At 70.0% G+C, this 25,186-nt stretch carries 24 protein-coding genes; 15 read left to right on the top strand and 9 right to left on the bottom strand.

Translation table 11 applies throughout. From position 1 onward, the window contains the following. The first annotated feature begins 22 nt into the window (after window positions 1–22). From ABZX10_RS16265 to ABZX10_RS16210, 12 genes are all read left to right on the top strand, one after another. On the top strand, window positions 23–1,144 hold the full coding sequence (locus ABZX10_RS16265; protein ID WP_355541816.1) for a serine hydrolase domain-containing protein: 1,122 nt from the start codon (window positions 23–25) through the stop codon (window positions 1,142–1,144). Window positions 1,145–1,243: 99 nt separating this feature from the next. Further along, a complete protein-coding gene (locus ABZX10_RS16260) occupies window positions 1,244–1,450 on the top strand; it encodes a heavy metal-associated domain-containing protein (protein ID WP_355541813.1) in 207 nt (68 codons plus the stop codon). A gap of 23 nt (window positions 1,451–1,473) precedes the next feature. Further along, a complete protein-coding gene (locus ABZX10_RS16255; RefSeq protein WP_355541810.1) occupies window positions 1,474–2,097 on the top strand; it encodes a hypothetical protein in 624 nt (207 codons plus the stop codon). Window positions 2,098–2,143: 46 nt separating this feature from the next. Continuing rightward, window positions 2,144–2,626, top strand: a complete 483-nt coding sequence (locus ABZX10_RS16250) for a hypothetical protein (protein ID WP_355541807.1) — start codon at window positions 2,144–2,146, stop codon at window positions 2,624–2,626. Between the two features lie 77 nt (window positions 2,627–2,703). Then, window positions 2,704–5,016, top strand: a complete 2,313-nt coding sequence (locus ABZX10_RS16245) for a protein kinase (RefSeq protein ID WP_355541804.1) — start codon at window positions 2,704–2,706, stop codon at window positions 5,014–5,016. 104 nt (window positions 5,017–5,120) lie between these two features. After that, a complete protein-coding gene (locus ABZX10_RS16240; RefSeq protein ID WP_355541801.1) occupies window positions 5,121–7,286 on the top strand; it encodes an MMPL family transporter in 2,166 nt (721 codons plus the stop codon). A 5-nt stretch (window positions 7,287–7,291) separates the two neighbouring features. After that, entirely contained in the window at window positions 7,292–7,969 is a 678-nt protein-coding gene (locus ABZX10_RS16235; protein ID WP_355541798.1) for a TetR/AcrR family transcriptional regulator, read from the top strand. 101 nt (window positions 7,970–8,070) lie between these two features. Continuing rightward, window positions 8,071–9,066 carry an ATP-binding cassette domain-containing protein gene (locus tag ABZX10_RS16230; RefSeq protein ID WP_355541795.1) on the top strand — a complete coding sequence of 332 codons (996 nt, stop codon included), beginning with the start codon at window positions 8,071–8,073 and terminating at the stop codon, window positions 9,064–9,066. Next, complete coding sequence (locus tag ABZX10_RS16225) at window positions 9,063–9,773, top strand: methionine ABC transporter permease (protein ID WP_355541792.1); 711 nt, start codon at window positions 9,063–9,065, stop codon at window positions 9,771–9,773. Before ABZX10_RS16230 ends, ABZX10_RS16225 begins: the two co-directional genes overlap by 4 nt. Continuing rightward, entirely contained in the window at window positions 9,770–10,690 is a 921-nt protein-coding gene (locus ABZX10_RS16220; RefSeq protein ID WP_355541789.1) for a MetQ/NlpA family ABC transporter substrate-binding protein, read from the top strand. Before ABZX10_RS16225 ends, ABZX10_RS16220 begins: the two co-directional genes overlap by 4 nt. Before the next feature lie 91 nt (window positions 10,691–10,781). Then, window positions 10,782–11,261, top strand: coding sequence for a hypothetical protein (locus tag ABZX10_RS16215; protein ID WP_355541786.1), 480 nt, complete (start codon window positions 10,782–10,784; stop codon window positions 11,259–11,261). Window positions 11,262–11,301: 40 nt separating this feature from the next. Beyond that, window positions 11,302–12,117: a DUF1266 domain-containing protein gene (locus ABZX10_RS16210; RefSeq protein WP_355541783.1), complete on the top strand. Its 816-nt coding sequence runs from the start codon at window positions 11,302–11,304 to the stop codon at window positions 12,115–12,117. A gap of 19 nt (window positions 12,118–12,136) precedes the next feature. Here ABZX10_RS16210 and ABZX10_RS16205 read toward each other — a convergent pair whose 3' ends face one another. Continuing rightward, window positions 12,137–13,078, bottom strand: a complete 942-nt coding sequence (locus ABZX10_RS16205) for a hypothetical protein (RefSeq protein WP_355541780.1) — start codon at window positions 13,076–13,078, stop codon at window positions 12,137–12,139. A gap of 105 nt (window positions 13,079–13,183) precedes the next feature. Between ABZX10_RS16205 and ABZX10_RS16200 the strand changes: the two genes are divergently transcribed. Next, complete coding sequence (locus ABZX10_RS16200) at window positions 13,184–14,554, top strand: serine/threonine-protein kinase (protein WP_355541777.1); 1,371 nt, start codon at window positions 13,184–13,186, stop codon at window positions 14,552–14,554. Window positions 14,555–14,692: 138 nt separating this feature from the next. Here the strand turns inward: ABZX10_RS16200 and ABZX10_RS16195 are convergent, their stop codons facing one another. The 3 genes from ABZX10_RS16195 to ABZX10_RS16185 form a co-directional block, all read right to left on the bottom strand. Beyond that, on the bottom strand, window positions 14,693–15,025 hold the full coding sequence (locus ABZX10_RS16195) for a helix-turn-helix domain-containing protein (RefSeq protein ID WP_355541774.1): 333 nt from the start codon (window positions 15,023–15,025) through the stop codon (window positions 14,693–14,695). Further along, window positions 15,025–15,363 carry a type II toxin-antitoxin system RelE/ParE family toxin gene (locus ABZX10_RS16190; protein WP_355541771.1) on the bottom strand — a complete coding sequence of 113 codons (339 nt, stop codon included), beginning with the start codon at window positions 15,361–15,363 and terminating at the stop codon, window positions 15,025–15,027. The genes ABZX10_RS16195 and ABZX10_RS16190 overlap by 1 nt, the downstream gene beginning before the upstream one ends. Window positions 15,364–15,506: 143 nt before the next feature. Continuing rightward, window positions 15,507–17,480 (bottom strand): acyl-CoA dehydrogenase, encoded by a 1,974-nt coding sequence (locus ABZX10_RS16185; RefSeq protein ID WP_355541768.1) that lies wholly within the window; start codon window positions 17,478–17,480, stop codon window positions 15,507–15,509. 178 nt (window positions 17,481–17,658) lie between these two features. Between ABZX10_RS16185 and ABZX10_RS16180 the strand changes: the two genes are divergently transcribed. Next, window positions 17,659–18,582, top strand: coding sequence for an alpha/beta hydrolase (locus ABZX10_RS16180; RefSeq protein WP_355541765.1), 924 nt, complete (start codon window positions 17,659–17,661; stop codon window positions 18,580–18,582). An 80-nt stretch (window positions 18,583–18,662) separates the two neighbouring features. Here ABZX10_RS16180 and ABZX10_RS16175 read toward each other — a convergent pair whose 3' ends face one another. The 5 genes from ABZX10_RS16175 to ABZX10_RS16155 all read right to left on the bottom strand — a co-directional run bounded on the left by ABZX10_RS16175 (window position 18,663) and on the right by ABZX10_RS16155 (window position 23,750). Beyond that, on the bottom strand, window positions 18,663–20,156 hold the full coding sequence (locus tag ABZX10_RS16175) for a carboxylesterase/lipase family protein (RefSeq protein WP_355541762.1): 1,494 nt from the start codon (window positions 20,154–20,156) through the stop codon (window positions 18,663–18,665). Window positions 20,157–20,197: 41 nt separating this feature from the next. Further along, window positions 20,198–21,679, bottom strand: a complete 1,482-nt coding sequence (locus tag ABZX10_RS16170) for a carboxylesterase/lipase family protein (protein ID WP_355541759.1) — start codon at window positions 21,677–21,679, stop codon at window positions 20,198–20,200. After that, complete coding sequence (locus tag ABZX10_RS16165; RefSeq protein ID WP_355541756.1) at window positions 21,676–23,088, bottom strand: wax ester/triacylglycerol synthase family O-acyltransferase; 1,413 nt, start codon at window positions 23,086–23,088, stop codon at window positions 21,676–21,678. Before ABZX10_RS16165 ends, ABZX10_RS16170 begins: the two co-directional genes overlap by 4 nt. A gap of 93 nt (window positions 23,089–23,181) precedes the next feature. After that, window positions 23,182–23,550, bottom strand: coding sequence for a type II toxin-antitoxin system death-on-curing family toxin (locus ABZX10_RS16160; RefSeq protein WP_355541753.1), 369 nt, complete (start codon window positions 23,548–23,550; stop codon window positions 23,182–23,184). Next, a complete protein-coding gene (locus ABZX10_RS16155) occupies window positions 23,547–23,750 on the bottom strand; it encodes a CopG family transcriptional regulator (RefSeq protein WP_355541750.1) in 204 nt (67 codons plus the stop codon). Before ABZX10_RS16155 ends, ABZX10_RS16160 begins: the two co-directional genes overlap by 4 nt. A gap of 125 nt (window positions 23,751–23,875) precedes the next feature. Between ABZX10_RS16155 and hemL the strand changes: the two genes are divergently transcribed. Continuing rightward, the gene (gene hemL / locus ABZX10_RS16150) at window positions 23,876–25,180 is read left to right on the top strand and encodes a glutamate-1-semialdehyde 2,1-aminomutase (protein WP_355541747.1); all 1,305 of its coding nucleotides are present in this window, start codon (window positions 23,876–23,878) and stop codon (window positions 25,178–25,180) included. Window positions 25,181–25,186: the final 6 nt, after the last annotated feature.

Below are 25,186 nucleotides of genomic sequence, written 5' to 3'. Positions count from 1 at the left end.
ACGATCCGATCGGGAGGGTGTCGTGCTGCAGGAGCTGCTTGAGCGGGAGGTTGCCCAAGGGCCGCTTCCGGGCGCCGTGGCCGCGTTCGGCGATCCGACCGACCTGGAGGTGGCCGTCGCCGGCGAGCGGGCGCCGGGCGTCGCGATGACCCGGGACACCGTCTTCCGCATCGCCTCGATCGGCAAGCCGATCCTCGCCGCCGCCGCTCTCGTGCACGTCGAGCGCGGCACCGTCGGCCTCGACGATCCGGTGGCGCGGTGGCTGCCGGAGCTGGCCGAGCCCCGCGTCCTGCGCGACCCGAGCGGCCCGCTCGGCGACACCGTGCCCGCCGTCCGGCCGATCACCGTACGGCACCTGCTGTCCTTCTCTGCGGGGCTCGGCATGATCTCCGACTTCTCCGCGCCGCTGATGGCAGCCCTGTTCGGCGACCTGCACCAGGGGCCGGCGGACCCGCTCGGCACCCCGCCGCCCGACGAGTGGCTCGCCCGCGCCGCGCGGATCCCGCTCGCGCACCAGCCGGGGGAGGGGTGGACCTACAACACGGGCGCGGACATCCTCGGCGTGCTGCTCGCCCGGGCGGCCGGCGGCCCGCTGGGGGAGGTGCTCGACGATGCTGTGCTGACGCCGCTCGGCATGTCCGACACCGCCTTCCGGGCCTCCGATGCGATGCGCCCGCGCCTCGGCGATGCCGTGATGAACGGTCCGGGCGGGCTCGAGGTCGTCGACCCGGCCGACGGTGCCTTCGTCCCGCCGCCGGTCTTCGAATCCGGCGCCGGCGGCCTGCTGTCGACGCTGGACGATCTGCTCCGGTTCGGCCGGATGCTCCGCGGCGGAGGCGAGCTCGACGGTGTCCGCGTGCTCGGCGCCGAGTCCGTGGCGGCGATGACGGCCGTGCAGGTCCCGCCGCAGCCGGGCGATGTCTTCCTCGACGGCGCGGCGTGGGGCTACGGCGGGGCGGTCGACGTGGACCGCGCCCATCCGTGGAGCGTCCCCGGCCGGTACGGCTGGGTCGGCGGCTCGGGGACGGCGCTCTATTTCTACCCGGATACGGGGCGGGTGGCCGTGTGGCTCGGGCAGCTGCAGCTGGCGGGGCCGTCCGAGTTCGGCGCCATCGGGCGCTTCCTGACGGCCGCGACGGCGTGATGCCCGCACTGGCGGAAAATACCCCTGGGGGGTATCGTGGGTGGGACGGTGCGCCGGATCATGAGAGGTCGCAGGCCCGTCCGAGATGAGGAGTGGAAGATGGCAGTGGAGAACACCTACACCGTGACCGGGATGACCTGCGGGCACTGTGCGGCATCGGTCCGCGAGGAGATCTCGGAGATCGGCGGCGTCACGAACGTGGACGTGAACGTCGAGACGGGCGCCGTCACCGTCGCCAGCGACGCCGAGCTGACCCGCGATGCCGTCGAGGCCGCGGTGAAGGAAGCCGGTTACACGCTGGTGTGACCTCGACCGGTTACGGTTGGGGCATGTCTGAGCAGGGTTTCGGGGATTTCGAGTTCGAGCGCAAGTTCTTCGTGCGCGAGGTCCCCGAGGCCGCTGCGCTCGACCCGGCGCCCACGCTCATCGTGCAGGCGTACCTGTTCGCGGCCGACGGATACGCGGTCCGGGTGCGCGTGCAGGGGCCGGCACCGTCGGAACCGACCGACGATCCCGGTGCGCTCATCGACGCCCTCGCCGACGCGACCACCGGCACGATGGCGGCCAAGGGGCCGGCCGTGAGCGGAACCCGCTACGAGGCCGAGCGCGAGCTCGATGCGCTGGTGGCGGGCCAGATCGTTCGCCGTGCGGAGCACGTGGTGGCAAAGGTGCGCTACTCGATGTGGCTCGGCGAGGACGGCTGGATCGTCGACGACTTCCTCGGCGCCAACGCTCCGCTCGTCATGGCGGAGGTGGAGCGCGGCGGCCCCGTCGTCGACCTCGCGATCCCGGACTTCTGCGCCACCGAGGTGTCCGAGGACGACCGGTTCCGCAACGAGTACCTCGCTCACGTGCCCTTCGGCGGCTGGTCGGATGCCTACACCCGCGAGCTCGCGCTCCTCGGCCCGCGGTTCGTGCACTCCCTCGGTGAGAACCGCCTCGGCGGGGTCTAAGCGATCGACAAGTGCGCCGTTGGCGGGTCCACGTACTCTCCCGATCATGACGAAGGCGATCGGTGCGACGGTCTGTGCGGCGGGTGTCGCGGTGTTGCTCGCGGGGTGTGGCTCGACGACGGGTGGTCAGGCGACCGACGGCAAGGATGACACCGCCACGGTGACGTCCTCAGCTTCTGCGTCGGATCCCGTCCCGCGCGACTTCCCTGCCACGGTGCCTGTGATCGCGGGAAAGTACAAGAAGGGCGTGAGCACCGCCGTCAGCCGGAACCTCACTGTGCTGAACGTGCAACCCGCGGCGTTCGATCAGGCGCAAGCTCTGCTGCTCACCGGCAACTGGGTGGTCGACGTGGACGGTAAGCCCGACGGGACCGAGAAGGGGTGTGCTCGGGCGCAGCGTTTCGAACCGAAGGACGACCCGCGCAAGATCTTCGGGGTGACGCTCTGCGGCCGACCGGTCGGTTCCGGCTACGAAGTCGACTACAAGGTGATCGGGCCGGGCTACATCCCTGCGGACTACGACCGCTGAGTCGGGGGCCGAGCACGCGAACCACTGACCAGTGTGCATCGTGAGGCGATGGGTGCGGATGGATGCGAGGAGTCGTGATGCTGGAATCGGGACAGGAGTTCGCCGGGTACCGGATCGAGCGGATGCTGGGTGCGGGCGGCATGGGCGAGGTCTACGTCGCCCGGCATCCGCGGCTGCCTCGGTCCGATGCGCTGAAGGTCCTGGCGCCGCAGTTCGCCGCCGATCCGCAGTTCCGTGCGCGGTTCGAGCGCGAGGCGGACCTCGCTTCTTCCCTTTCGCACCCGGCGATCGTCAAGGTCTTCGACCGGGGCGAGTTCGAAGGGCGTCTCTGGATCGCCATGGAACTGGTCGACGGGGTCGATTTGTCGTGCAGGCTGCGCGAACAGGGGCGGCTGCCGCCGCAGGAGGTCGGGGAGACCGTCGCTGCAGTGGCAGGGGCCCTCGACTACGCGGCCGGTCGCGGCCTCGTCCATCGGGACGTGAAACCGGCCAACATCCTGCTGAGCTCCGGCGGGCACGTAATGCTCACCGACTTCGGCATCGCGCGGATGGGATCCGAGAGCTCCGACCTGACGGGCACCGGCGTCACCGTCGGCACGCTGAACTACGCCTCGCCTGAACAGCTTCGGGGTGAGCAGTTGGACGGTAGGTCCGACCAGTACTCCCTCGCGTGCACCGCGTACCAGCTCCTGGCCGGGGAAGCGCCGTTCCAGAACAGCAACGCCGCCATTGTGATCGGGTCGCACCTGACGGCTCCGGCGCCGTCCGTTCGTGCCGCCAGGCCAGACCTTTCGCCGCGGGTCGACGTGGTGTTCGCCCGTGGCATGGCGAAGGATCCGGAAGGCCGGTTCGCGTCCAGCGTCGAGTTCGCAGCTGCGCTCAACGATGCGCTCCGCGACGGCGCGGTACCCGTTCCGCCGACCGTGTCGTCCATTGCGCGGACCACCGCGCGGTCGGTCCCCGAACCCGATGACCCGGAGCGTACGCATGTCCGCGGGCAGCTGCCGGACGGGGCCCCGACCCAACTGCGTGGGCAGCAGCTGGAGGAGCTGTCGCCCCGATCGCGATCCAGAGGCCGTGCAAAGGGGTGGGGTATCGCGGCGGCTGCGGTGGCCGCGCTACTCGTTGTGACCGCGGGCGGATACGCCGGGTATCGCTGGTGGAGGCCGGCCGATCCGGCTCAGGGGCTGACGCGTACTCCTACAGCGGAGGCAGCCGCGCTTCCACGTACCTCGGTGTCGTCTCTGCTGCCGTCGTTGGAACGCAAGCCCGATGGTTGGCGGTGGAGGGTTGCGACGGGTCCGACGACATTGACCTTCCTGGCGGCGGACGAGAAGACCGCGGTCTTCCAGGGGGGAACCGCAGACCAACGGCTGGTCGTCGTGGTCGACGCCGCGACCGGCAAGATTCGGCGCTCGCCGATTCCATACGCCGGACCGAACTATCGTTGCGCGGTCCACGCTTCCGTACTCGCTTGCATGGATGCGAGATCGGGCACATTGCTCGACCTGGAAACCGGCGCTCTGACTCGACTGTCTGATGCGAAGGGGCCCGAGGTCGGTTTCCTGGGTGACAACATCGTCACGGTCGGCGCCGCAGGCGACTCGGCCACTGTATATCGTCCCGACGGAACCGTTGCCTGGCGTCTCGAAGGTAAGACGGTGAAGGTGTACCCGAAGGCGGGGATGGCGGTCGCCGTCACCAGCCCGGCCGCTTCGGACCCGTTTGCGAAGGGGCAGATCCGGTTCCTTGCTGCTGACGGCCGCGTCGTCCTGCAGCGCGACGTCGGTCAGAACGATTCTCCCAAAATCAGCGGGTCCGCTAGCGGAGTGCTGTTCACGACAGCGACTGCGTCGGGAGCGCTGCAGGTGGTGGATCGCAACGGAGCGGTGAAGGACGTGGAGGCCGGTTGGAACGCCGCGTACGACGACTGCAATTGTGACTCTCCCGAATCGCCGCTTCCGGTGGTGTACAAGGAAGTCGGTGGAAGTCTCGTCCTCGGTACCGTCAATCCTGCTACAGGGAACGTCCTGTGGGCGCGAAATGCGTTCGAGGTCAAGGGTGGCTCGCGGACCATCACTCTCCGCGTCTTCGGCGCGGCGACCAACGTGGTCGCGATGCGCGACTACTCCGCCGGCGGCTCGACGGGTTCGCAGTCCGTGATGTTCGACGCATACACCGGCGCCGGGGGCTCGCTATTTCTGGGTGCGGCTACAGACTTCGTCGGCACCGATGGGCAGCGCGCACTTACTACCGGTAACGGTTGGTTCGGAATGACACCAGTAGGGCCCGTGGGACTGCAAGAGTGGCGGGTGAGTTCGGACGGCGGCAGCGGGCTCGCTCGCGCCGGAGGCGGCGGTCTGTACTTCGGCAACGGTCGGGTGCTCTGACTCCGGCTGCTGTGACCCGAATCTCCTACCCCGGACGGTTGACGGACGCTGTAATAACGCTGTTAACTTAACGACGTTATTACAACTCTCCCGGAGGTCGGACGATGATCGACGCACTCACGCGGCTGGTCGCGCGGCGCGCCACGGCGGTGCTCCTGCTCGCGGTGATCCTGCTGGCGGGGCTCGGCCTCGCCGGCGCCGGCGTCGCCGACAAGCTGCAGGCCGGCGGCTACGTGGACCCGCAGGCCGAGGCCATGCAAACCTACAACCACATGGCCGACGACTTCCACCGCGGCGGCCTCCCGCTCGTGCTCGCGGTGTCCGTGCCCGAGGGGCAGGAGGGCCCGGCGTCCGCCTACGGCCGTGACCTGGTCGACCGGCTCAAGGGCGACGGACGGGTCGAGAGCGTGGTCGACGGCTTCTCCGCGCCCACCCCGATGCTGCTCAGCGAGAACAAGCGCACGGTGCTCATCGTGGCGTCCATCGCCGGTGGGGAGTCGCAGGCGCCGCTCAACGCGAAGGCCATCGTCGAGAAGCTGCCCGGGGCGCCGTCGCCCGTCACGATGATGCCCGGCGGTCAGGCCTACAGCTACGCGCAGATCAACGACCAGTCGTCGAAGGACCTGCTCGTCGCCGAGGCGGTCGCCATCCCGATCACCTTCCTCGTGCTCGTGTGGGTGTTCGGCGGGCTGGTGGCGGCCGCGATCCCGGTCCTCATCGGCATCGCCGCGATCATCGCGACCACCGGCATCCTGCGTGCGTTCACGGCGATCACCGACGTGTCGATCTTCGCGCTCAACCTCACCACCGCGATGGGGCTGGCGCTCGCGATCGACTACACGCTCCTCGTCCTCAGTCGCTACCGGGAGGAGGTGGCCGCGGGTGGTGACCGGCGGGAAGCGCTGCGCCGCACCATGAACACCGCCGGGCGCACGGTGATCTTCTCCGCCGTGATCGTGGGCCTCTCGCTGGCCGCGATGGCGATCTTCCCGATGTACTTCCTACGCTCGTTCGCGTACGCGGGTGTGGCGGTGGTGGTCTTCGCGGCCCTCGCCACGCTCGTCCTCACGCCCGCGATCCTCACCGTCCTCGGCGACCGGGTGGACGCGTGGAAGATCGGCCGGCGCGGCCCCGAACCCGACCCGCACGACAGCCTCTTCTACCGGTTCACCCGCGGCGTGCTGCGGCGCGCCGTGCCGGTCGGGCTGGCGCTGATCGCGCTCCTGCTCGTGCTCGGAAGCCCCTTCCTCAGTATCCATTTCGGCTTCCCCGACGACCGCGTGCTCCCGGCCTCGGCATCCTCGCATCAGGTGGGCGACACCATCCGCACGGACTTCGCGGAGGACGCCTCGGGTCAGGTCAGCGTGGTCCTCACCGAGAAGGTCGACGACGGTGCCGTCGCCGACTACGCCACGCGCCTCTCGACCGTCGAGTCGACGGGCACCGTCGTCTCCTCGACCGGGACGTACCTCGGCGGGCATCGGATCGCCGACGGTGACCCGACCTCCCGGGCATCGAACGGCACCGTCCTGGTGACGGTTTCGTCGAAACTCGACCCGCTGACCAACGCCGCGTCGGACCAGCTCGACCGGCTGCGCGAGGTGCGCGCGCCCGCGCCGGCGTCCTTCGGCGGGTCGGCCCAGCTGAACCGCGACTCGGTCCAGTCGATCCTCGACACCCTGCCCACCGTGCTGATCGTCATCGCGGCGACCACTTTCATCCTGCTGTTCCTGCTCACCGGCAGCCTCGTGCTTCCGCTGAAGGCCCTGGTGATGAACGTGATCTCACTGTCCGCGGTGTTCGGAGCGCTCGTGGCGATCTTCCAGTGGGGCTGGCTCGGCGGCCTGGACACCACGGTGACCGGCGCGATCATCGCCAACATGCCCGTGCTGATGTTCTGCATCGCGTTCGGCCTGTCGATGGACTACGAGGTGTTCCTGCTGTCCCGGATCAAGGAGTTCTGGGACCACTCGCCGACGCACGACCGCGCCGCCAACGACGAGGCCGTGGCGATGGGCATCGCCCGCACCGGCCGGGTGATCACCGCCGCGGCACTGCTGATGGCGATCGTGTTCGCGGCCATCGGATTCGCGGGCGTGTCGTTCATGAAGATGTTCGGGGTGGGCATGATGATCGCGGTTCTGTTGGACGCCACCCTGATCCGCATGCTGTTGGTGCCCGCGTTCATGCGGGTGGCGGGCACGTGGAACTGGTGGGCGCCCGCCCCGCTGAAGCGCCTGTACGACCGCGTCGGTCTGCGAGAAGCGTAGGCATCATGGCGCAGGAGCGACGGCGACGCAGCAAACGCGGGGACGGTGACCGTCTCGGTGCCGACATCCTCGACGCCGCAACGGAACTGCTCGTCGAGACCGGCAGTGCGGAGGCGGTGTCGATCCGCGGGGTGGCGCAGCGCGTCGGCGTCACACCGCCGTCGATCTACCTGCACTACGCGGACAAGAACGCGCTCCTCACCGCGGTGGTCGCGCGGTACCTCGGCCAGCTCGACGACGCCCTCACCGAGGCGGAGGCGGCCGCACCGACCCCGCTGGATGCGGCGCGCGCACAGGGGTTGGCGTACGTGCGGTTCGCGCTGCGGACGCCGGAGCTCTACCGGTTGGCCGCGATGACCCCGTCGGATTCCGCCTCGGACGTCGACGTGGTGCTGAACGCGGCCGCGTTCACCCACCTGGAACAGAACGTGCGTGACCTGCAGGCCGAGGGCTACTACCCACCGGGCGACCCACAGCCCATCGCACTGCGGATGCTCGCGGTCGTGCACGGCGTCGCCTCGCTCCTGGTGGCGAAACCCTTCTTGCCGTGGGGTGATCCGCTGGACTACGCCGACCGCGTGATCAGCGGTGCGTGCCTCGGGATCGCGCTGACCGCAGGCATGTCCGAGCTGCCCGACGGTGCCGAGGCCCTTCGCCTGGTTCGGGCGCTGCGCGAACGCTGAACGGACCCCTGGGCGACCGGCTGCTCGGATCAGGCTGACCGCAACCGTTCCGTCCCGGCGGCCGGTACCGCACCGTGTTCCTCACATCGTGAGGAGGACAGATGATCGAGGTGCAGGGCCTCACCAAGACCTACGGGTCGGGAGCCACGGCCACGCCGGTGCTGCGGGACGTGGGCTTCACCGTGGCCGCCGGTGAGATCTTCGCCGTCGTCGGCCCCAGCGGCGCCGGCAAGTCGACGCTCGCGCAGTGCCTCAACCTGCTCGAACGTCCGACCAGCGGCACGGTGGTGATCGGCGGGCAGGACCTCACGGCGCTGCCCGAGGGTCAATTGCGGGCGGCGCGTCGCCGCATCGGCACCGTCTTCCAGGCATCGAGCCTGTTGCGCCGGCGCACCGCGGCGGAGAACGTGGCGCTACCGCTTGAGTACCTGGGGGTGACGAAGGGGGAGACGCGGGCGCGGGTCGCCGAATTGCTGGACCGGGTGGGCCTGGCGGACAGGGCCGGCCACTACCCGCACCAGCTGTCCGGCGGTCAACGTCAGCGGGTGGGGATCGCCCGCGCGTTGGCGCTGCGGCCCAAGGTGCTGCTCTCCGACGAGGCCACCTCCGGCCTCGACCCCGAGGCCACTGCGCAGTACCTCGACCTGCTCCGCGACGTGCGTGACGAGCTGGACCTCGCCGTCGTGCTCATCACGCACGAGATGGACACGATCGTCCGCGTCGCCGACAGTGCGGCCCGCCTCGACCAGGGCGTCCTCGCTGAACAGGGCGACCTCGTCGACCTGCTGACGGACCCGGAATCGGTTCTGGGGCAGGCCCTGCGCTCGTCCGGCCCGGCGGCAGCGGCACCGTCGGGCCAGGCGACGGTGCGCCTCACCTACGACACCGCGGTGCCGGCCGACTGGCTCAGCCGCGTCACCCTCGAGACGGGCGCCGCGGTCGCGCTGCTCTCGGCCTCCGTGCAGGCGGTCGCGGGCGTCACCGTCGGGACGGTCACCGTCGGGATCGACGACGGTGACCTCACCCGCGTCCTGGATTCGGCGCGCGCCCTGGGGCTGCGCACCGACGCCGGCGACCGCGAGGCGGTGGCCGCATGACCTACCTCGCCTCCGGGATCACGGTGCCGCTCAGCGACATCCCCGACCTGGTGCTGCCCGCGCTGCGCGACACGGTGATCATGGTCGGCCTCGTCATGGCGATCGTGCTCGTCGTGGGCGTGCCGCTGGGCGCCCTCGTGCACAACCTCGCGCCGGGCGGCCTGCTCGCGAGACCCGCTCTGCACCAGCCTCTCACCTGGGTGATCAGCATCGGGCGGTCGCTGCCCTTCCTGGTGCTCATGACGGCGATCATCCCGTTCACGCGGTTCGTCACCGGCACCAACATCGGCATCGCGGCGGCGGTGGTGCCGATGTCGATCGCCGGCATCGCCTTCTTCGCCCGGATCGTCGAGAACAGCCTCCGGTCGCTGCCGCCCGAGGTGGTGACCGTGGCGAAGGCCTCGGGTGGCTCGAACACCCAGATCATCTGGGGCGCACAGATCCCCGAGGCGCTACCGGGAATCGTCGGCGGCCTCACCATCAACACGATCGCGATGATCGAGTACTCGACGATCGCCGGCACCATCGGCGCGGGCGGGCTCGGCTATGTCGCCGTGACCTACGGCTACCAGCGCTTCGACCACGGCGTCATGATCGCCACCATCCTCGTCCTCATCGTGGTGGTCACCGCGATCCAACTCGCCGGCGACGCGCTCGTGCGGCACCTCACCCCCGAACAGACCGTCCTCCGAAAGGCCCTCGCATGAGCGACACCGAAACCCCCACGCCCGCTGCGCCTCCCGCCGACGATGATCATGGCTTCACCACCCGCGGGTCCCGCCGTCCCGTGATCCTCGGCGTGGTGGTCCTGGTGGTGCTCGTCGTCGCCGGGTTCGTGGGCTGGCGCGCCTTCGGCGGCTCCGATGCGAAGACCGCGAACGAGACCGCCGGCGCCACGCTCCTGGTCGCCACCACCGAGGGCAACGCCGCCGAACAGGCGCTCATCGAGTTCATCGCGAAGGAGGTGGCGCCCCGGCACGGGATCACCGTGGCGTTCAAGGGGCTCGCGGACTCCACCACGATCAACCGTGCCGTCAGCGAGGGTGAGGTGGCCGCCACTGTCTACCAGCACAAACTGTGGCTCGGCCAGGTCCTGCAGGCCAATCCGGACTTCCGGGAGGAGGCCGCGACGCCGGTCTTCCGGTGGGGCTTCGGTCTGTTCTCCGACAAGTACACCGACCCCCAGCAGCTGCCGCAGAACGCGAAGGTCTCCCTGTACTCCGACCCGGCGAACGAGGCACAGGGGCTGTGGTTCCTCGAGCGGGCCGGGCTCATCACCCTCAAGCCGGGCGTGAACAAGTGGCAGGCCACCGTCAAGGACATCGCGACCAACTCGAAGAACCTGCAGTTCACCCTGCTCGACTTCGCCGCGCAGACCCGGGCGCTGCCCGACCTCGACGCCGCCGTCGGCTACACCGAGTACTACCTCGCCGCGGGGGTGAGCATCGAGAAGGAGATCTTCGCGCCGCCCGCACCGGACGAGTTCGCCGGCCAGCTCACCATCGGGACTCGGTGGAAGGACACCGCGAACATCAAGAACCTGGTGGCGGCGTTCAAGGATCCCGCGGTGCGGGAATTCCTCCGCACCGACTCGCGGGTGAAGAACATCTTGCTCCCGTTGTAGATCAGGGCCGCGCGGATCCGTGAACCGCGCCGTAAGCGCATCCCAAGCCCGAAGGTCCACACTGGAGCGGACGGACGGCGAAGGAGACGGCATGCAGGTCGAAGGTGCACCGCACCACGTGTGGACTCCGGGGCGGGCCGACGCGGAACGGATCGCCAGGGCGTCGACGGTACTGGTCCTGCGCCGGCCGCAATGGATCATCACGACGGTGCTGTGCCTGGCCCTGGGCGCCGCGCTGATCGCGCTCGGCGACGGCGCGACCCCGTACATCGTGATCCTCGTGCTTCCTCTGCTGCTTCCGGCCCTCACCTATGTGGTGGCGCGGCGGTCGCTGCGGCGCAGCTTCGCATCCGGCGCGCCCTGGACCTCGACCTTCGGGCCGGCGACGATGACCATCGGCTCGCCCGCGGGGATCTCAACTCTCAACTACTCGGACATGACTCGCGTCCTACCGCGCGGGCCGTTCGTTACGATCTTCATGCGCACGGCGGGCCGCGTCAGCACCTTCGCCGAGCTGGTCCCGCCGGGTGCCGTGGGGTTCCTGCGGGGCCGGATCGGTGGGCCGGCGTGACCTACCGCCGCGGACCGGAACGGGTGACTAACCTAGGGACATGACCGCTCGACCCGAGGTCACGCTGTGGCCCAATGGTGACCGCAAGTCCGATTTCCACTGGACCGGGGCGTCGATCACCGACAATCAGCTGCGTGCGCTCTCACTGGGCGCGTACGTCGGACGCACCTGCAGCCACGCCGTGGACACGGTGTGGCGGGAGTGCACCCGTCACCAGGGTGAGGGCACCACAGCGCAGCAGGCCGCGGCGGACCTGCGGAAATCGTGGAGCGTCGAGGACGCGGTGGAACTGCGGCGGACGGTGGGCCGGTTGCTCGACGGAATGCACTCCCCGCTCTACGAGACGGCGTTCCCGCTCGCGGAGCCGCTGGGCATCGCCAAACGCGATGGCAAGGCCATGGATTCGCCGCTCACGCTCGAGGAGCACCGGCGGTTCATCGCGGTGCGTGCCCGGCTCGTGGGCGAGGATCCCGGGCGGGCGATCGAGGCGCACGAGGCGATCTATCGGCTCATCGCGATGAAGCTGCTCGGACGGTTGGGGGCGGTGTCGTTGCCCCCGCACGTCCGTGCGTGGGATCTGGCACGGGTCCCGGTGGTGGCGCGCATGGGATTCACCGCCGGCCTCATCGACGAGAGTGAGGCGTGGCAGCTGATGGGAGCGGCGCTGCGGAGCGCGCAGGCCGAATACCCGGACTGGGAGACCTTCGCCGACGGCCTGCTTACCGGTCGCGCGTTCTGGCTGGCCATGAGCGATGTCACCGAGGTCGAGGCAGAAGACACCCGCGTCGCGGCCGAACTCCACTACCTGCTCGAGGCCGACACCAGCCCGTGGCGGCGGGTATCCCTTCAGCCCTGATGGCGCGCTCGGTCGCGATTCACTCCCAGTCGCGGCGCGGGGACTGCTCGGGAGGTGCGACGCCGAAGACCGCCGCGACCCGAGCCCCGACCTCCGCTTCGGGAACGGTCCCTGCGTCGATCTGCGCCATCAACTCCGAGTAGGCCCGGTACTGTTCGGCGACCTGGTTGCCGCGCAATGGTTCCGGGGCGGGCGCGACCGCGTAGATGGAGAAGCTGCGCGCGTTGTTCGCGGTCAGGTAGAAACGGTGATATGCGGAGGTCGACCGCAGCCACAGCTTGTACTGCCCGGTGCGGTCGACGAGGTTCACCTGGACGTGACCCGCGTCGTTCGACTCCCCCTGGGTGATCCGGATGAGCACGGCGAGAGGAAGTTCGAGGATCGTGGGGCTCGGAGTGGAGGTCGCGTAGAGCAGCCGCCGGTCCGTGACCAGGAGCGGCTGCCAGCCCTCGTCCTTCACCCGCCACACCTCGAAGGCGCCGAGCACCAGCTCGTCGTCGCCGACGGCATCGATCAGCCATTGATCGGCCGCCGGCAACGGATCGAGTTGTCGGAACCAGTACATCGCGGCCTTGATGTCCGGGCGTTCGCGGCTGGCGGCACCGTAGTTCGGGCGCGCCGCGGCGGGCCTGGTCAGCGTGTCGTCCACGGCGGTCGACGGTGGCCGGAGCACGGGCGACGGGTCCGCCTGCGGCGCGCGACGGGCTTTGAAGGCCGCATCCCGGAACGCGACCGCCGCGGGCCACTGCTCGGGTGCGATCGAGATCATGGTGGGATCGCCGGACAGGTCCGCGGCGGTGGTCGCGGGAGCGCCCACGCGCTGGACGTGTACGAATCCCGCCGTGATGCGGATGTCCTCGACGTCCCCGAGCGGCACCGTCACCGTCCTGCCGCCGCGGTGGATCTCGACGGTGCCCTCCGTCAGGCGGAGCCAGCCGCCCGCGGTCCTGAACTCGGTCATAGGGCGATGGTAGCCGTCGCGCGCCCGGTGGGCCGGGGCCGTCCGTGACGATCCCGAGGGATCACCCGAGCGGACGCTCGAGGCCTCAACCTCAGGTCGCGGACGATGGAACGTTCGCCGCGTGCGCAACTCAGATCCAAGACGGCGTCAAGCGACGAACGATATGGTCTTCGCGATGGCCAACTGTGGTCGTTGCTGTGCACAGGAGGAACTGCGGTGGCGCTGGAGCCGGGGGCGGAGTTCGCGGGATACGTGATCGAGCGTTTGCTCGGTGCAGGTGGGATGGGCGAGGTCTACGTCGCTCGTCATCCGCGATTGCCGCGGTCGGATGCGTTGAAGGTGCTGTTGCCGCAGTTCGCGGCGGATCCGGCGTTCCGGGCACGGTTCGAGCGGGAGGCCGATCTCGCTGCTGGGCTCGTGCACCCGGCGATCGTTCGCGTGTACGACCGGGGCGAGTTCGACGGCCACCTGTGGATCGCGATGGAACTCGTGGACGGCGAGGACCTCGCGCACCTGGTGCGATCCCGTGGCTCATTGGACGCGACGCTGACCGCTCGGGTGGTGACGGAGGCCGCCGCAGCGCTGGACGCGGCGAACTCGACCGGGCTCGTCCACCGCGACGTGAAGCCCGCCAACATTCTGATGAGCACCACGGGGCGGGTGCTCCTCAGCGACTTCGGGATCGCCCGGATGGGCGCCGAGTCGTCCGACCTGACCGGGACGGGCGTCACCGTCGGAACTCTGAACTACGCGTCCCCGGAACAACTCAGGGGGCTTCCGCTCGACGGCCGATCGGACCAGTACTCGCTCGGCTGCACAGCATTTCAGCTTCTCAACGGGAGTGCGCCGTACGCGAGTACCAACGCCGCCACCGTGATGGCGGGCCACCTGGGCGAACCGTTGCCGTCGGTGCGGACGCTGCGACCGGGCCTCCCGGCGGCGGTCGACGCGGCTCTGGCACGGGCCACCGCGAAGTCGCCGGCGGACCGGTATCCGTCGTCCGGTGCGTTCGCGGCCGACCTCGCCGAAGCGCTGTCACATGCCGACGAATCCGCGCCAGCGGTCGGACCCGTGAGTGCGGACACCGACCGCACGGTGGTGCGCGGGGAGTACCCGGCCAGTGCTCCGACGGTGGTGCCACGCGCGCATGGGCGGACAGGGGAGCCCGCTCGGTCGCGTCGGCGCGGCCCGATCACCGCCGGGGTCGCGATCGTCGCAGTGATCGCCCTGATCGTGGGCGTGGCGGTCGTGATCGGGAACCGCGGGAAGGACAGCGGTGACGATGCCGTGTCGAGTGAGGCGGCGACGCTCACGCCGATTCTCGCGACACCGCTGATGCCGTCGCTGAACGGCGCGCCAGCGCAGTCGCGATGGACCTTTCAGGGGTTCCAAGGCGGGGGGAGTCGACTACTGGCTGCGGACGATAAGCGCGTCCTCGTCACCTACCGTGCGTCTTCGTCGGCAGCAGGCGAATGATCTGACGACACCATGGCTCACGGCGGAGGACGTGTGGCACTGAGAGTAGGGGAATCCTTCGCCGGGTACGTGATCGAGCCCTTGCTCGGCGCGGGCGGGCTGGGTGAGGTGTGTATGTGGCCCGGCATCCGCAGTGCTCTATGTCGTCTCCTGCGCGAGAACGATGCTCTCGTCACCGAATTCCACGGTGACGCGCAGCTCACCGCCGAGGGCCGCGACGTACGCCTGCAAAGTACCCAGCTCGGTGTGCCCGAGGTCGCCCCGTTCGAGCTTGGACACCCGGGCCTGCGAAACGCCCATGAGCTCCGCGATCTGCACCTGCTTGAGCATCCCGAGTTCCTTGCGCAGTTCCGCCAACCGGTGGACCGCTTGGGACCGTTCAAGGTCGCGCCGCTTGGTCGCAACGCGGGCCTCGTCGATCTTGCCCGAGGCGACCGCCTCCGCTCGGATCTCACGCCAATTGCGAGCCATCATGCACCTCCTTCGAGCCATGCCTCGTATCGCTGCTCAGCGACCGGAATGTTGTCTCGGTACCACCTGGTCCACTGTCCGGCCTTGTCGCCAGCGACCAGCAGAACCGCCTGTCGACTCGGATCGAACAAGAACAGCACGCGAATCGACGTACCGGAGGGTCGAAGCTCCTTCATGTGGTGGTACTTCGACCCTTTCAACTTGTCCACAAGTGGACGCCCCGCCATGGGACCGTGCGCTTCCAGGTAGTCGATTGCCGCGGTCACGGTGTCGATGCTCTCCTCGTCGAGCGCAAGGAACCAGTCCTCGACCTCCGTGACCAGAACGACCTCCCACACACTCCGAATATAACACAGAAGTTATTTCAGAGAGTGGTGGTCGGACCTTGCGTCACCACGGGTCCCGGGTGGCGCTCCGCAACTCCCGACCGAGTCGGGCGTGCGTGTCGCGCCACTCCGGGGTGGCCGCACCGTCGGGCCTGCTAGCGCAGGGAGACGCTGTTGGCGGGGTCCAGCATCGGGACGTCCAGCGCGGCGGCGGGGATGCCGAAGGCGTCCACCAGCGACTCGGCGAGCGGGCGGGCCTTTCCGCACAGCTCGTTGACGCCGCGGCGGATGGCCTTGGCACGCTCCACCGACACGTGGCGGTGCATGAGGTACCAGCCGAGGTCGCGCTCCAGCAGCGAGTACACGTACAGGTTGCGCATCAGCTTGAGGGCGTCACGGGTCCGCCGGTCCTTGACGTCGGTGATCTGATCGACGAAGGCCTCCAGCACGATCCGCTCGATGTGCGCCTCGCCCACCTTGATCAGATGGTCCTGCGTCTCGGTGAACACCTCGAGCGGGTCCTCGTCGGGCTCCTTCGCGCGGCGCATACGGGCCGCCGCGGTGCGAAGCAGGTGGTCCTCGCGGTTCCGCAGGAGCCGCAGCTGCGTGCCCGGGTGGGTGAGCTCGCTCTCCTCGGTGTCCTCGTCCGAATCGTCGAGCAGGGTCTGCACGACCTGGCGGGCGGCGGTCTTCTCCAGCACCACGTCCTTGGCCATGTTCGCCACGAAGCGCACCCAGCCCACGGCGTCGAGCCCCTGCACGTCGCCCGCGTAGGCGGTCAGCTGCTCCTTGGCGACCAGCTGGGTGAGCACCAGGTTGTCGCCCTCGAAGGTGGTGAACACGTCGATGTCGCCGCGCAGCAACGGAAGCCGGTTCTCGGAGAGGTAGCCGGCGCCGCCGCAGGCCTCGCGCGCGGCGCTGATCGCGTCGGACGCCAGGCGGGTGTGGCCCGCCTTGATGCCGGCCGCCTTGCCCTCGATCTCGCGGGCGTACGCCGGATCCACCGCGTCCGGATCGCCGGACTGCAGCTCGTGCAGCTCCGCGGTGAGCTCGTTCTGCGCGATGGCGAAGGCGTACGCGCGGGCCACGAGCGGGAGCAGGCGGCGCTGGTGTGTGCGGTAGTCGAGCAGCAGCAGTTCGTCATCGCCGCCCGGCGCGTCGAACTGGCGGCGCACCAGTGCGTACTTGGTCGCGAGGGCGATGCCGAGCCGGCCGGCCGCGCCCGCCGCGGCGCCCACGGTGACGCGGCCGCGGATCAGCGTGCCGAGCATGGTGAAGAACCGCTTGTTGTCGGATTCGATTTCGCTGGAGTAGGTCCCGTCCTCCGCGACCTCCGCGTAGCGGTTCAACAGCTCGCGCCGAGGAATGCGCACGCGGTCGAAGACGATGCGGCCGTTGTCCACGCCGGGCAGGCCGCCCTTGTAGCCGCAGTCCGAGGTGGTGACGCCGGGCAGGTCGTCGCCGTTCTCGTCGCGGATCGGCACCACGAAGCAGTGCACGCCGCGGCCCTTCGGCTCCTCGCCGGGCCCGCCGGTGACGAGCTGCGCGAAGACGGAGGCCCAGCGCGCGTGCTTGCCGGCGCCGCCGATGTAGTCCTTGCGGGCGCTGGAGGTGGGGGAGTGGATCTCGAACTCACCGGTCTCCGGGAGGTAGGTGGCGGTGGTCTCCAGCTCCTGCACGTTGGAGCCGTGGCCCGTCTCCGTCATCGCGAAACAGCCGAGCACGTCGAGGTCGATCAGGCCCTTCACGTACGTGTCGTGGTGGTACCGGGTGCCCAGGTTCTCGACCGCGCCGCCGAACAGGCCCCACTGCACGCCCGCCTTGACCATCAGCGAGAGGTCGCCGTAGCCGAGTGTCTCGATCGCCGTGACGGCCGCGCCCACGTCGCCGGTGCCGCCGTGCTCGACGCGGAAGCCGTCGGCCGGGAACCCCAGCGGCACCATGTCCTTCATCTGGCCGAGCATCAGCTCGCGGTACTCGTCCAAGCTCAGGCCGGTCTTCGGAACCACGTTCCCGTCCTGGATCTGCGCTCGCACCGTGTCCCTCGTCGCGGCCCACCGGCCGTCCAGGACGGCGCGCAGCGCTGCGGTCAGTTCGGGGGACGATGCCGGCGAGGTCGGAGCACTCATGGCCCCAACCGTACCGAGCGGGGGCGATTGATGCCGGTTCGCCGCTGCCGGAGGGGCGCAAGGAAGGGCTGTCAGTACCCCCGATAAGCGCACACTGTCACCCCGGCCCGGACGGCGGCATAGTGGTTTTCAGCAGCCCGGCCGGACGGACCGGGACACCGCAAGGAGAGGAACCATCATGGCCACCCAGTCCGTGAAGATCGCCAAGGGCACCATCGAGCTCGCCGGAAATCTGTTCACCCCGGCCGACTTCGACGAGAACACCACCTACCCCGCCCTCGTCGTCGTGCATCCCGGCGGCGGCGTCAAGGAGCAGACCGCGGGCCTCTACGCCGCGAAGCTGGCCGAGGCCGGGTTCGTGACCGTGGCGTACGACGCCTCCTTCCAGGGCGAGTCCGGCGGCGAGCCGCACTTCCTCGAGGACCCGGCCGCCCGCGTCAGCGACATCAACGCCGTCGTCGACTTCCTGCAGGCCCAGTCCTTCGTCGACCCGGAGCGGATCGGCGTGTGGGGCGTGTGCGCCGGCGGCGGCTACGCCGTGGCCGCCACCAAGGTGGACGCCCGGATCAAGGCCGTCGGCACCGTCAGCGCCGTGAACATCGGCTCCGCGTGGCGCAAGGGCTGGGACGGCAACGGCCGCGACGCCGACGTGCTCCCCACCCGCGACGCCGCCTCCGCGCAGCGCCAGGTCGAGGTCACCACCAAGGCCGAGCCCTTCACCGTCGGCTACGTGCCCACCGAGGTCACCCCCGAGGTCCCGCGCGACCTGGCCGAGGCCAGCGACTACTACCTGACGCCGCGCGCGCAGTACCCCACGGCCGAGAACAAGTACCTGCTGGGCCTGTCGATCCCCGCGATCATCGGCTTCGACGCCTTCGCCCTGGTCGAGGACCTGCTGACCCAGCCGGTGCTCGCGATCGCCGGCTCCGAGGCCGGCTCGCTGTGGCACTCGACCGAGCTGTACACCCGCGCGAAGGGTGACAAGAAGCTGCTCGTCGTGGACGGCTACGCCCACATGGACTTCTACGACGGCCCCGAGGCCACGACCCTCGCCGCCGCCGAGGCCGCGAAGTTCTTCGGCGAGAAGCTCGCCGCCAAGTAGGTCGAGGCGACTGGCAGCGCACGCCGCTGCACCTGTGCACCGTTGATCGACTCACCGTTGATCAACGGTGCACACGTCTGTCAGCAGACCGCGACCGCGCGGGTCCCCGGCAGGCCGGACGCCGCCCACGCGCGGCGCTGCGTCGCATCCGGATCGTCCTCCACCCGGGACCGCGCGGCGATGATGCGCGTGCGGCGGGCGGCACCGTCGTACTGCGGCCAGTCGGAGAAGGGCCGTCCGGTGCGGGCGAAGGCGATCCAGTCCCGCTGCACCTCGGTGGTCACACGCGCGGCGGTGCGCCGATCGCCGAGCGCGAGGACCCGCGCCTTGCCCGTGAGGACGCCGAACACCGCGAGCAACTCGCTCGCGTGGGTGGCGCCCAGGCCTGCGGCGCGGAAGGCGGTCGGGGTGTAGTCGTAGCGGTACATGTACGTGGGGGCGTGGGCGCTGTGCCCCTCGGCGATGGGGACCGACGGTGCCCAGAACTCGTGATCGCCGAACAGGCGCTGCCATGCGGTCTTTCCGGGGAATCCCGGATACGCCATCCCGATCGCCGCGACCTGATCGGGCGTGGCGTTCAGTGCGCGGGCCATCACGTCCACCGATGGCTCGGCGAGCGTCCCGGAGCGGGTGAACATCGTGCCCTCGTCGCGATTGGTGCCGATGATCAACGGCACCCGGGCGCCCCGTCCGGCGGCGATGGCGAGCATCGGGTCCTCCGGGAGGAAGTCACCGTCGACGACGGGGCCGTACGGGACCATGCCCGGCTGCTCCTTCTCCAGCCTGCGCATCGTGTGGTGGCCGGCGCGGGAGACCAGCATGGCAGAGGTTCCCAGTTGCGCTGCACCGCCGAGTAGTTCGACGAAGAGGCGGCCGCGGGACCGGGCGGTCTCGAGGTCGGTGGTCAGTGCGGGGGCGGAGCTCTGCGCGATGGCGCGGTGGAACAGCCCGTGCGCCGCCGGGGTCGCCAGCAACGTGGTGACCGCGTTGCCGCCGGCGCTCTCGCCGAACACCGTGACATTGCCGGGGTCGCCGCCGAAGGCCGCGATGTTGCGCTGGACCCATTCCAGTGCCGCGACCTGATCGCGCAGGCCCAGGTTCCCGTCGATCGGGCGGCGCTCCGTGGAGAACTCGGTGAGATCGAGGTAGCCGAGCGCGCCGAGCCGGTAGTTGATCGAGACGAACACCACGTCGCCGCGTTCGACGAGCGAGTTGCCGTAGTAGAGCGGCGTTCCCGAGCTGCCCATGAGATAGGCGCCGCCGTGGATGAACACCATCACCGGGCGGGCCACGGCGGACGCGGCCGCCGGGGCGACAACGTTGAGCGTCAGGGCGTCCTCGTCGACGGGCTGGTACTTCCCGAGCCCCACGGGGGTGCTCTTCGGGTGCTGTACTGCGGCGTTGCGGAAGTCGTCCGCGTCCCGGATCCCGGACCACGACGGGGCCGGGTGCGGCGCCCGCCAGCGCAACTCGCCCACGGGCGGAGCCGCGAAGGGGACGCCGCGCCACGTCAGCACCGCGCCCCGCGCCACGCCGCGTACGGCTCCCGACTCGGTCTGCACGACGGTGTTCACACCCCGAGTATGCCTGCGCCGTCGCCCGTGGGGCGGGCCCACTAGCCCGTGAAGCTCTCCCACGCCCGACGGATCTCGGGGGACGGGTCGTAGACGATCCGGTTCCGGTCGTCGATCACCAGAGTCGCGCGGGAGGTGCCGTTGTAGGTGGGCCACTCGCTCGCGGGACGGCCGGTGCGGGCGAAAGTGATCCAGTCGCGCTGCATCCCGTCGGACACGCGCATGGCGATGCGCCGGTCGCCGAGCGCGCCGAGGACCCAGCCCGTCGTACCGTGGTACACACCGAACACCGCCATCAGCTCCGTCGCGTGCGTGGCGCCGTAGCCCAACACATCGAGCGTCTTCGGGGAGAAGTCGTACCGGTAGAAGTACGTGGGCGCGTGCCGCGCGTGGGCCTGCGCGATGCGCAACGACGGTGCCCAGAACATGTAGTCGCCGATGATCCGGTTGATCGCGGGGATGCCCGGGAATCCCGGGTAGGCCGCGGCCAGCGGGCCGAACCGGTCCGGCTCGGCGCCGAGGGTGTGCGCGGCGCGCTCCGCCGTCGGCTTGCCCATGCCGGGCATCTTGGTGAACAGCGTGGCCTCGGAGCGGTTGGTGCCGATGATCAACGGGACGTCGGCGCCCCGCTCGGCCGCGATCGCGAGCTCCGGATCCTCCGGGAGGAGGTCACCGTCGACCGTGGGGCCGTACGGGATGACCCCGAGCTGTTCCCGGTTGAGTTCGCCCATCAGGTGGTTCCCGGCCCGGCCCAGCTCCTCGGAGGTGCTGGTGTCGATCTTCTCCGGGCCGCCGATGATCTCGACGAAGCGCTTGCCCCAGCCGCGGGCGGTGACGGCGTCGACGGTGAGCTCGGGGGCGGAGCTCTGCGCGATCGCGCGGTGGAACAGGCCGCGGGCCGCGGGCACCGCGAGCAGCGTGGTGACGGCGTTGCCGCCGGCGCTCTCGCCGAAGATCGTGACGTTTCCGGGGTCGCCGCCGAAGGCCGCGATGTTGCGCCGGACCCACTGCAGTGCGGCGACCTGATCGCGCAGGCCCAGGTTGCCGTCGACGGGGCGCTCGTCCGTGGAGAACTCCGTGAGGTCCAGGTAGCCGAGTGCGCCGAGGCGGTAGTTGATCGAGACGAACACCACGTCGCCGCGCTCGACGAGCGAGTTGCCGTAGTAGAGCGGCGTCGCCGAGCTGCCCATGAGGTAGGCGCCGCCGTGCAGGAACACCATCACCGGGCGGGGCGCGGTGGCCGGACGCGCGGGGGTGACCACGTTCAGCGTGAGACAGTCCTCGCTGGTGGGCTGGTACTCGCGGAAGCCGACGAGCGTGTACTTCTTGTTCTGCGGGGCGGCGGCGCTGAACGCCGTGGCGTCGCGGACCCCGTCCCACGGTCGGACCGGCTGCGGGGCGCGGTAGCGCAGCGGGCCGACGGGCGGCTGCGCGTAGGGGATGCCGCGGAAGGCGTGGACGGTGCCCTGGTCGAGCCCCGAGAGCTCGCCGGCATCGATCCGTACGCGCGGACCGTCGGTCATGGTTCCGTCCCCTCGTCGACAGCGGCGACCAGGGCCGCGATGTCGCGCTCGAAGGCACGGACGATCGGCCACGGGTCGGGTACCTGCTTCTTGCAGGCGATCACGCCGATGTTCAGTGTGCCCTCCTGGGAGAACACCGTCACGTTGAGGCCCGCGCCGTGGAACACCGGGCCCAGCGGGTACATCGAGTGGATCCGCGCGCCGAGGAAGTACAGCGGGAAGTCCGGGCCCGGCACGTTGGAGATCACCAGGTTGTAGATCACGGGGTGCAGCTCGGGCAGGTTGTTCTCGCCGTACAGCTTCGCCCCCAGCGACATGATCGACGCCGGCGCGAACTGCGCCCAGGAGCGCAGCAGGTTGTCGTCGAGCTCGCCGTGGTGCTCCTTGCTGGTCGCCACCCGCTCGCGGATCGCCTCGAGCCGCGCGACGGGTGCGTCCACGTCGGTGGTCATGCGGGTGAACATGCCGGTCACCTTGTTCGAGCCCTCGACCAGCGTCGCGCCGATCTCCGCCTCGTGCACCGACACCGGGATCATCGCGACCAGCGGCTGCTCGGGCAGCTCGCCGCGGTCGTGCAGGAACTCGCGCATCGCGCCGGAGCAGGCGGCGAGGACCACGTCGTTGATCTTCACGCCGAAGTGGTCCTTGACCCTCTTGACGTCGGCGAGCGGGACCGAGGCGAACGCGATCGCCCGGTGGCCGGTGATCGCGCTGTTCAGCGAGGTGCGGGGCGCGCTGAACGGGGCGGGCATCGCGGCGCCGCGGCGCGCGCGGGTCCACCACTTGACCGGGACGGGCAAGGTGCGGGGGAGCAGCGAGACCAGCGACAGCGGGCGCAACAGCACGTTCTTCGCGCCGTCGGCGGCGAGGGCGAGGACCGGGGCGCCGCCCGTGGACTTGTCGACCATCGCGGGGTCCAGTGCGGGCGGCTCCGGGGTCAGCGAGCAGAGCTGCGCCATGAGGCCGGCGCCGGTCACGCCGTCGACGCCCGCGTGATGCATGCGCATCATCACGGCGATCCTCCCGTCCGCGAGCCCCTCGATGACCCACATCTCCCACAGCGGCTTGCTGCGGTCGAGGGCCTGGCCGGCGATGTGCGCGCACAGGTCCGCGAGCTCCTGGTCACCGCCGGGCGCCGGGACGGCGATGCGGTGCACGTGCGCCTCGATGTCGAAGGACTCGTCCTCCACCCACACGGGGTGGTCGAGGTTGACCACGGAATCGTGCAGCTTGCGCCGGAAGGCCGGCATCGCGGTGATCCGCCGGGCGAGCTCGCTGCGCAGGTCCTCGAACCGGTAGCCGCCCTCGACGGTGCCCGGGTCGAGTTCGAGCAGCCCGGACACGTGCATGAGTTGGGAGCGCGATTCCAGGTACAGGAAGGACGCGTCCAGTCCGCTGAGTCGTTCCATTGGTCGTGCTCCCCGTGCTTCGGCGATGATGTGCGGCCCCGGTATGTGGAACCTGTTCCACTATAGGTGGTCCGCCGCGTTACCAGGCTCGGGTCACGGATTCGTCCAGGTGGCCAGCGTCGCGGCGCTCACGTGGTAGTCGATCCGACCCTCGGCGATCCCGATGACCAGGTCGTACGCCGGGTCCTCCGGTGCGTCGAGTGCGACGCCGTTCAGTGCGAAGAAGACCGTCGTCGCCAGCCAGCCGAGGCGCTTGTTGCCGTCGACGAGGGGGTGGTTGCGCACGATCGATTCCAGGAGTGCCGCGGCCTTCTCGTCCAGGGTGGGGTAGGCGTCGGTCCCGAACGCGGTTGTCCGCGGCCGCATTGCTGCGGCCTCGAGCAGCCCTGCGTCGCGCACGCCGGGCAATCCCGCCTCGTCGGCGATCGCGAGCAGCAGTTCCAGGTCGAGGTGAACGGTCACTGCGCCAGGCGATCGAGGAGCGGACCGTACCGCGCGACTGCGTCGCGGGTCAGGCGGCGGACCTGCGCGTCACGGTTGATCTGGGCGGACTTCTCGCGGATCGCGCGCAGTGCTGCTTCCTGCTTGCTGACGCCCTCGGCCGCAGCGAGCGCGGTGAGTGCGGCATCGTCGTCGTCGGTGAGGCGGAGTGTCATGGCCATGGCCCCACGGTACGCCCGGTGGTACCACAGTGGTATCGAGTTTCGAACCGCCCATCGTGGCGGATTCCGGTGATCTCCTACACCCTGTAGTTGACGATTTGCTTCGGCCTGGGACACTGGAGGTCGTGAGTTCTCCCCAGACCCAGGCCAGTGCCGCGTTGTTCGACCGCGCGGCACGCTCGATTCCCGGCGGGGTGAACTCCCCGGTGCGCGCGTTCTCCGCCGTCGGCGGCACCCCGCGGTTCATCACCAGCGCGACGGGCTCACAGCTCACGGACGCCGACGGCAACCGCTACGTCGACCTCGTTTCCAGCTGGGGTCCCATGATCCTCGGTCACGCGCACCCCGCCGTCGTCGAGGCCGTGCAGCGTGCCGCCACGACCGGCCTGAGCTTCGGTGCCCCCACGGAGGCCGAGGTCGAGCTCGCCGAGGAGCTCATCGCGCGGGTCGCCCCCGTCGAGCGGGTGCGCCTGGTCAACTCCGGCACCGAGGCCACCATGAGCGCCGTCCGCCTGGCCCGCGGCGTCACGGGCCGCGCCAAGATCATCAAGTTCTCCGGCTGCTACCACGGCCACGTCGACGCGCTGCTCGCCGATGCGGGCTCCGGCGTCGCCACCCTCGGCCTGCCGACGAGCCCCGGCGTGACGGGCGCGCAGGCGCAGGACACCGTCGTCCTGCCCTACAACGACCTGGACGCCGTGCGCGAGGCCTTCGCGCGGTACCCCGGACAGATCGCCGCCGTGATCACCGAGGCCGCCGCCGGCAACATGGGCGCGGTTCCCCCGCAGCCCGGGTTCAATCAGGGCCTGCGCGAGATCACCGAGGCCGACGGTGCGCTGCTCATCCTCGACGAGGTCATGACCGGCTTCCGCGTCAGCAAGGCCGGGTGGTACGGGCTCGAGCCCGTCGACGCCGACCTGTTCACCTTCGGCAAGGTCATGTCCGGCGGCCTCCCCGCCGCGGCCTTCGGCGGTCGTGCCGAGGTGATGAACCGGCTCGCCCCGCTCGGCCCCGTCTACCAGGCCGGAACGCTCTCCGGGAACCCCGTCGCCGTGGCCGCGGGCCTCGCGACCCTCCGGAACGCCACGGACGAGGTGTACGCGAAGCTCAACGCCAACTCGATCCGCCTCGGCGGCCTGATCGGCGACGCGCTCACCGCCGAGGGCGTGCGGCACCACGTCCAGTACGCGGGCAACCTGGTCTCCGTGTTCTTCACGGACGGCCCGGTCGTGGACTACGACCAGGCGAAGGCCGCCGAGACCTTCCGGTTCGCGCCCTTCTTCCACGCGCTGCTCGAGCAGGGCGTCTACCCGCCGCCGAGCGCCTTCGAGGCGTGGTTCGTCTCCGCGGCGCTCACCGACACCGATTTCGAGTCCATCGAGGCGGCCCTGCCCGCCGCCGCCCGCGCCGCCGCCGCGGCGGAGCAGTGAGCCCCG

Origin of the sequence: Tsukamurella sp. NPDC003166, from assembly GCF_040611135.1 — a bacterium.
Classification (GTDB): Bacteria; Actinomycetota; Actinomycetes; order Mycobacteriales; family Mycobacteriaceae; genus Tsukamurella.
The sequence above is the reverse complement of the archived record's forward strand: the minus strand, read 5'-3'. Positions and strand labels throughout refer to the sequence as shown.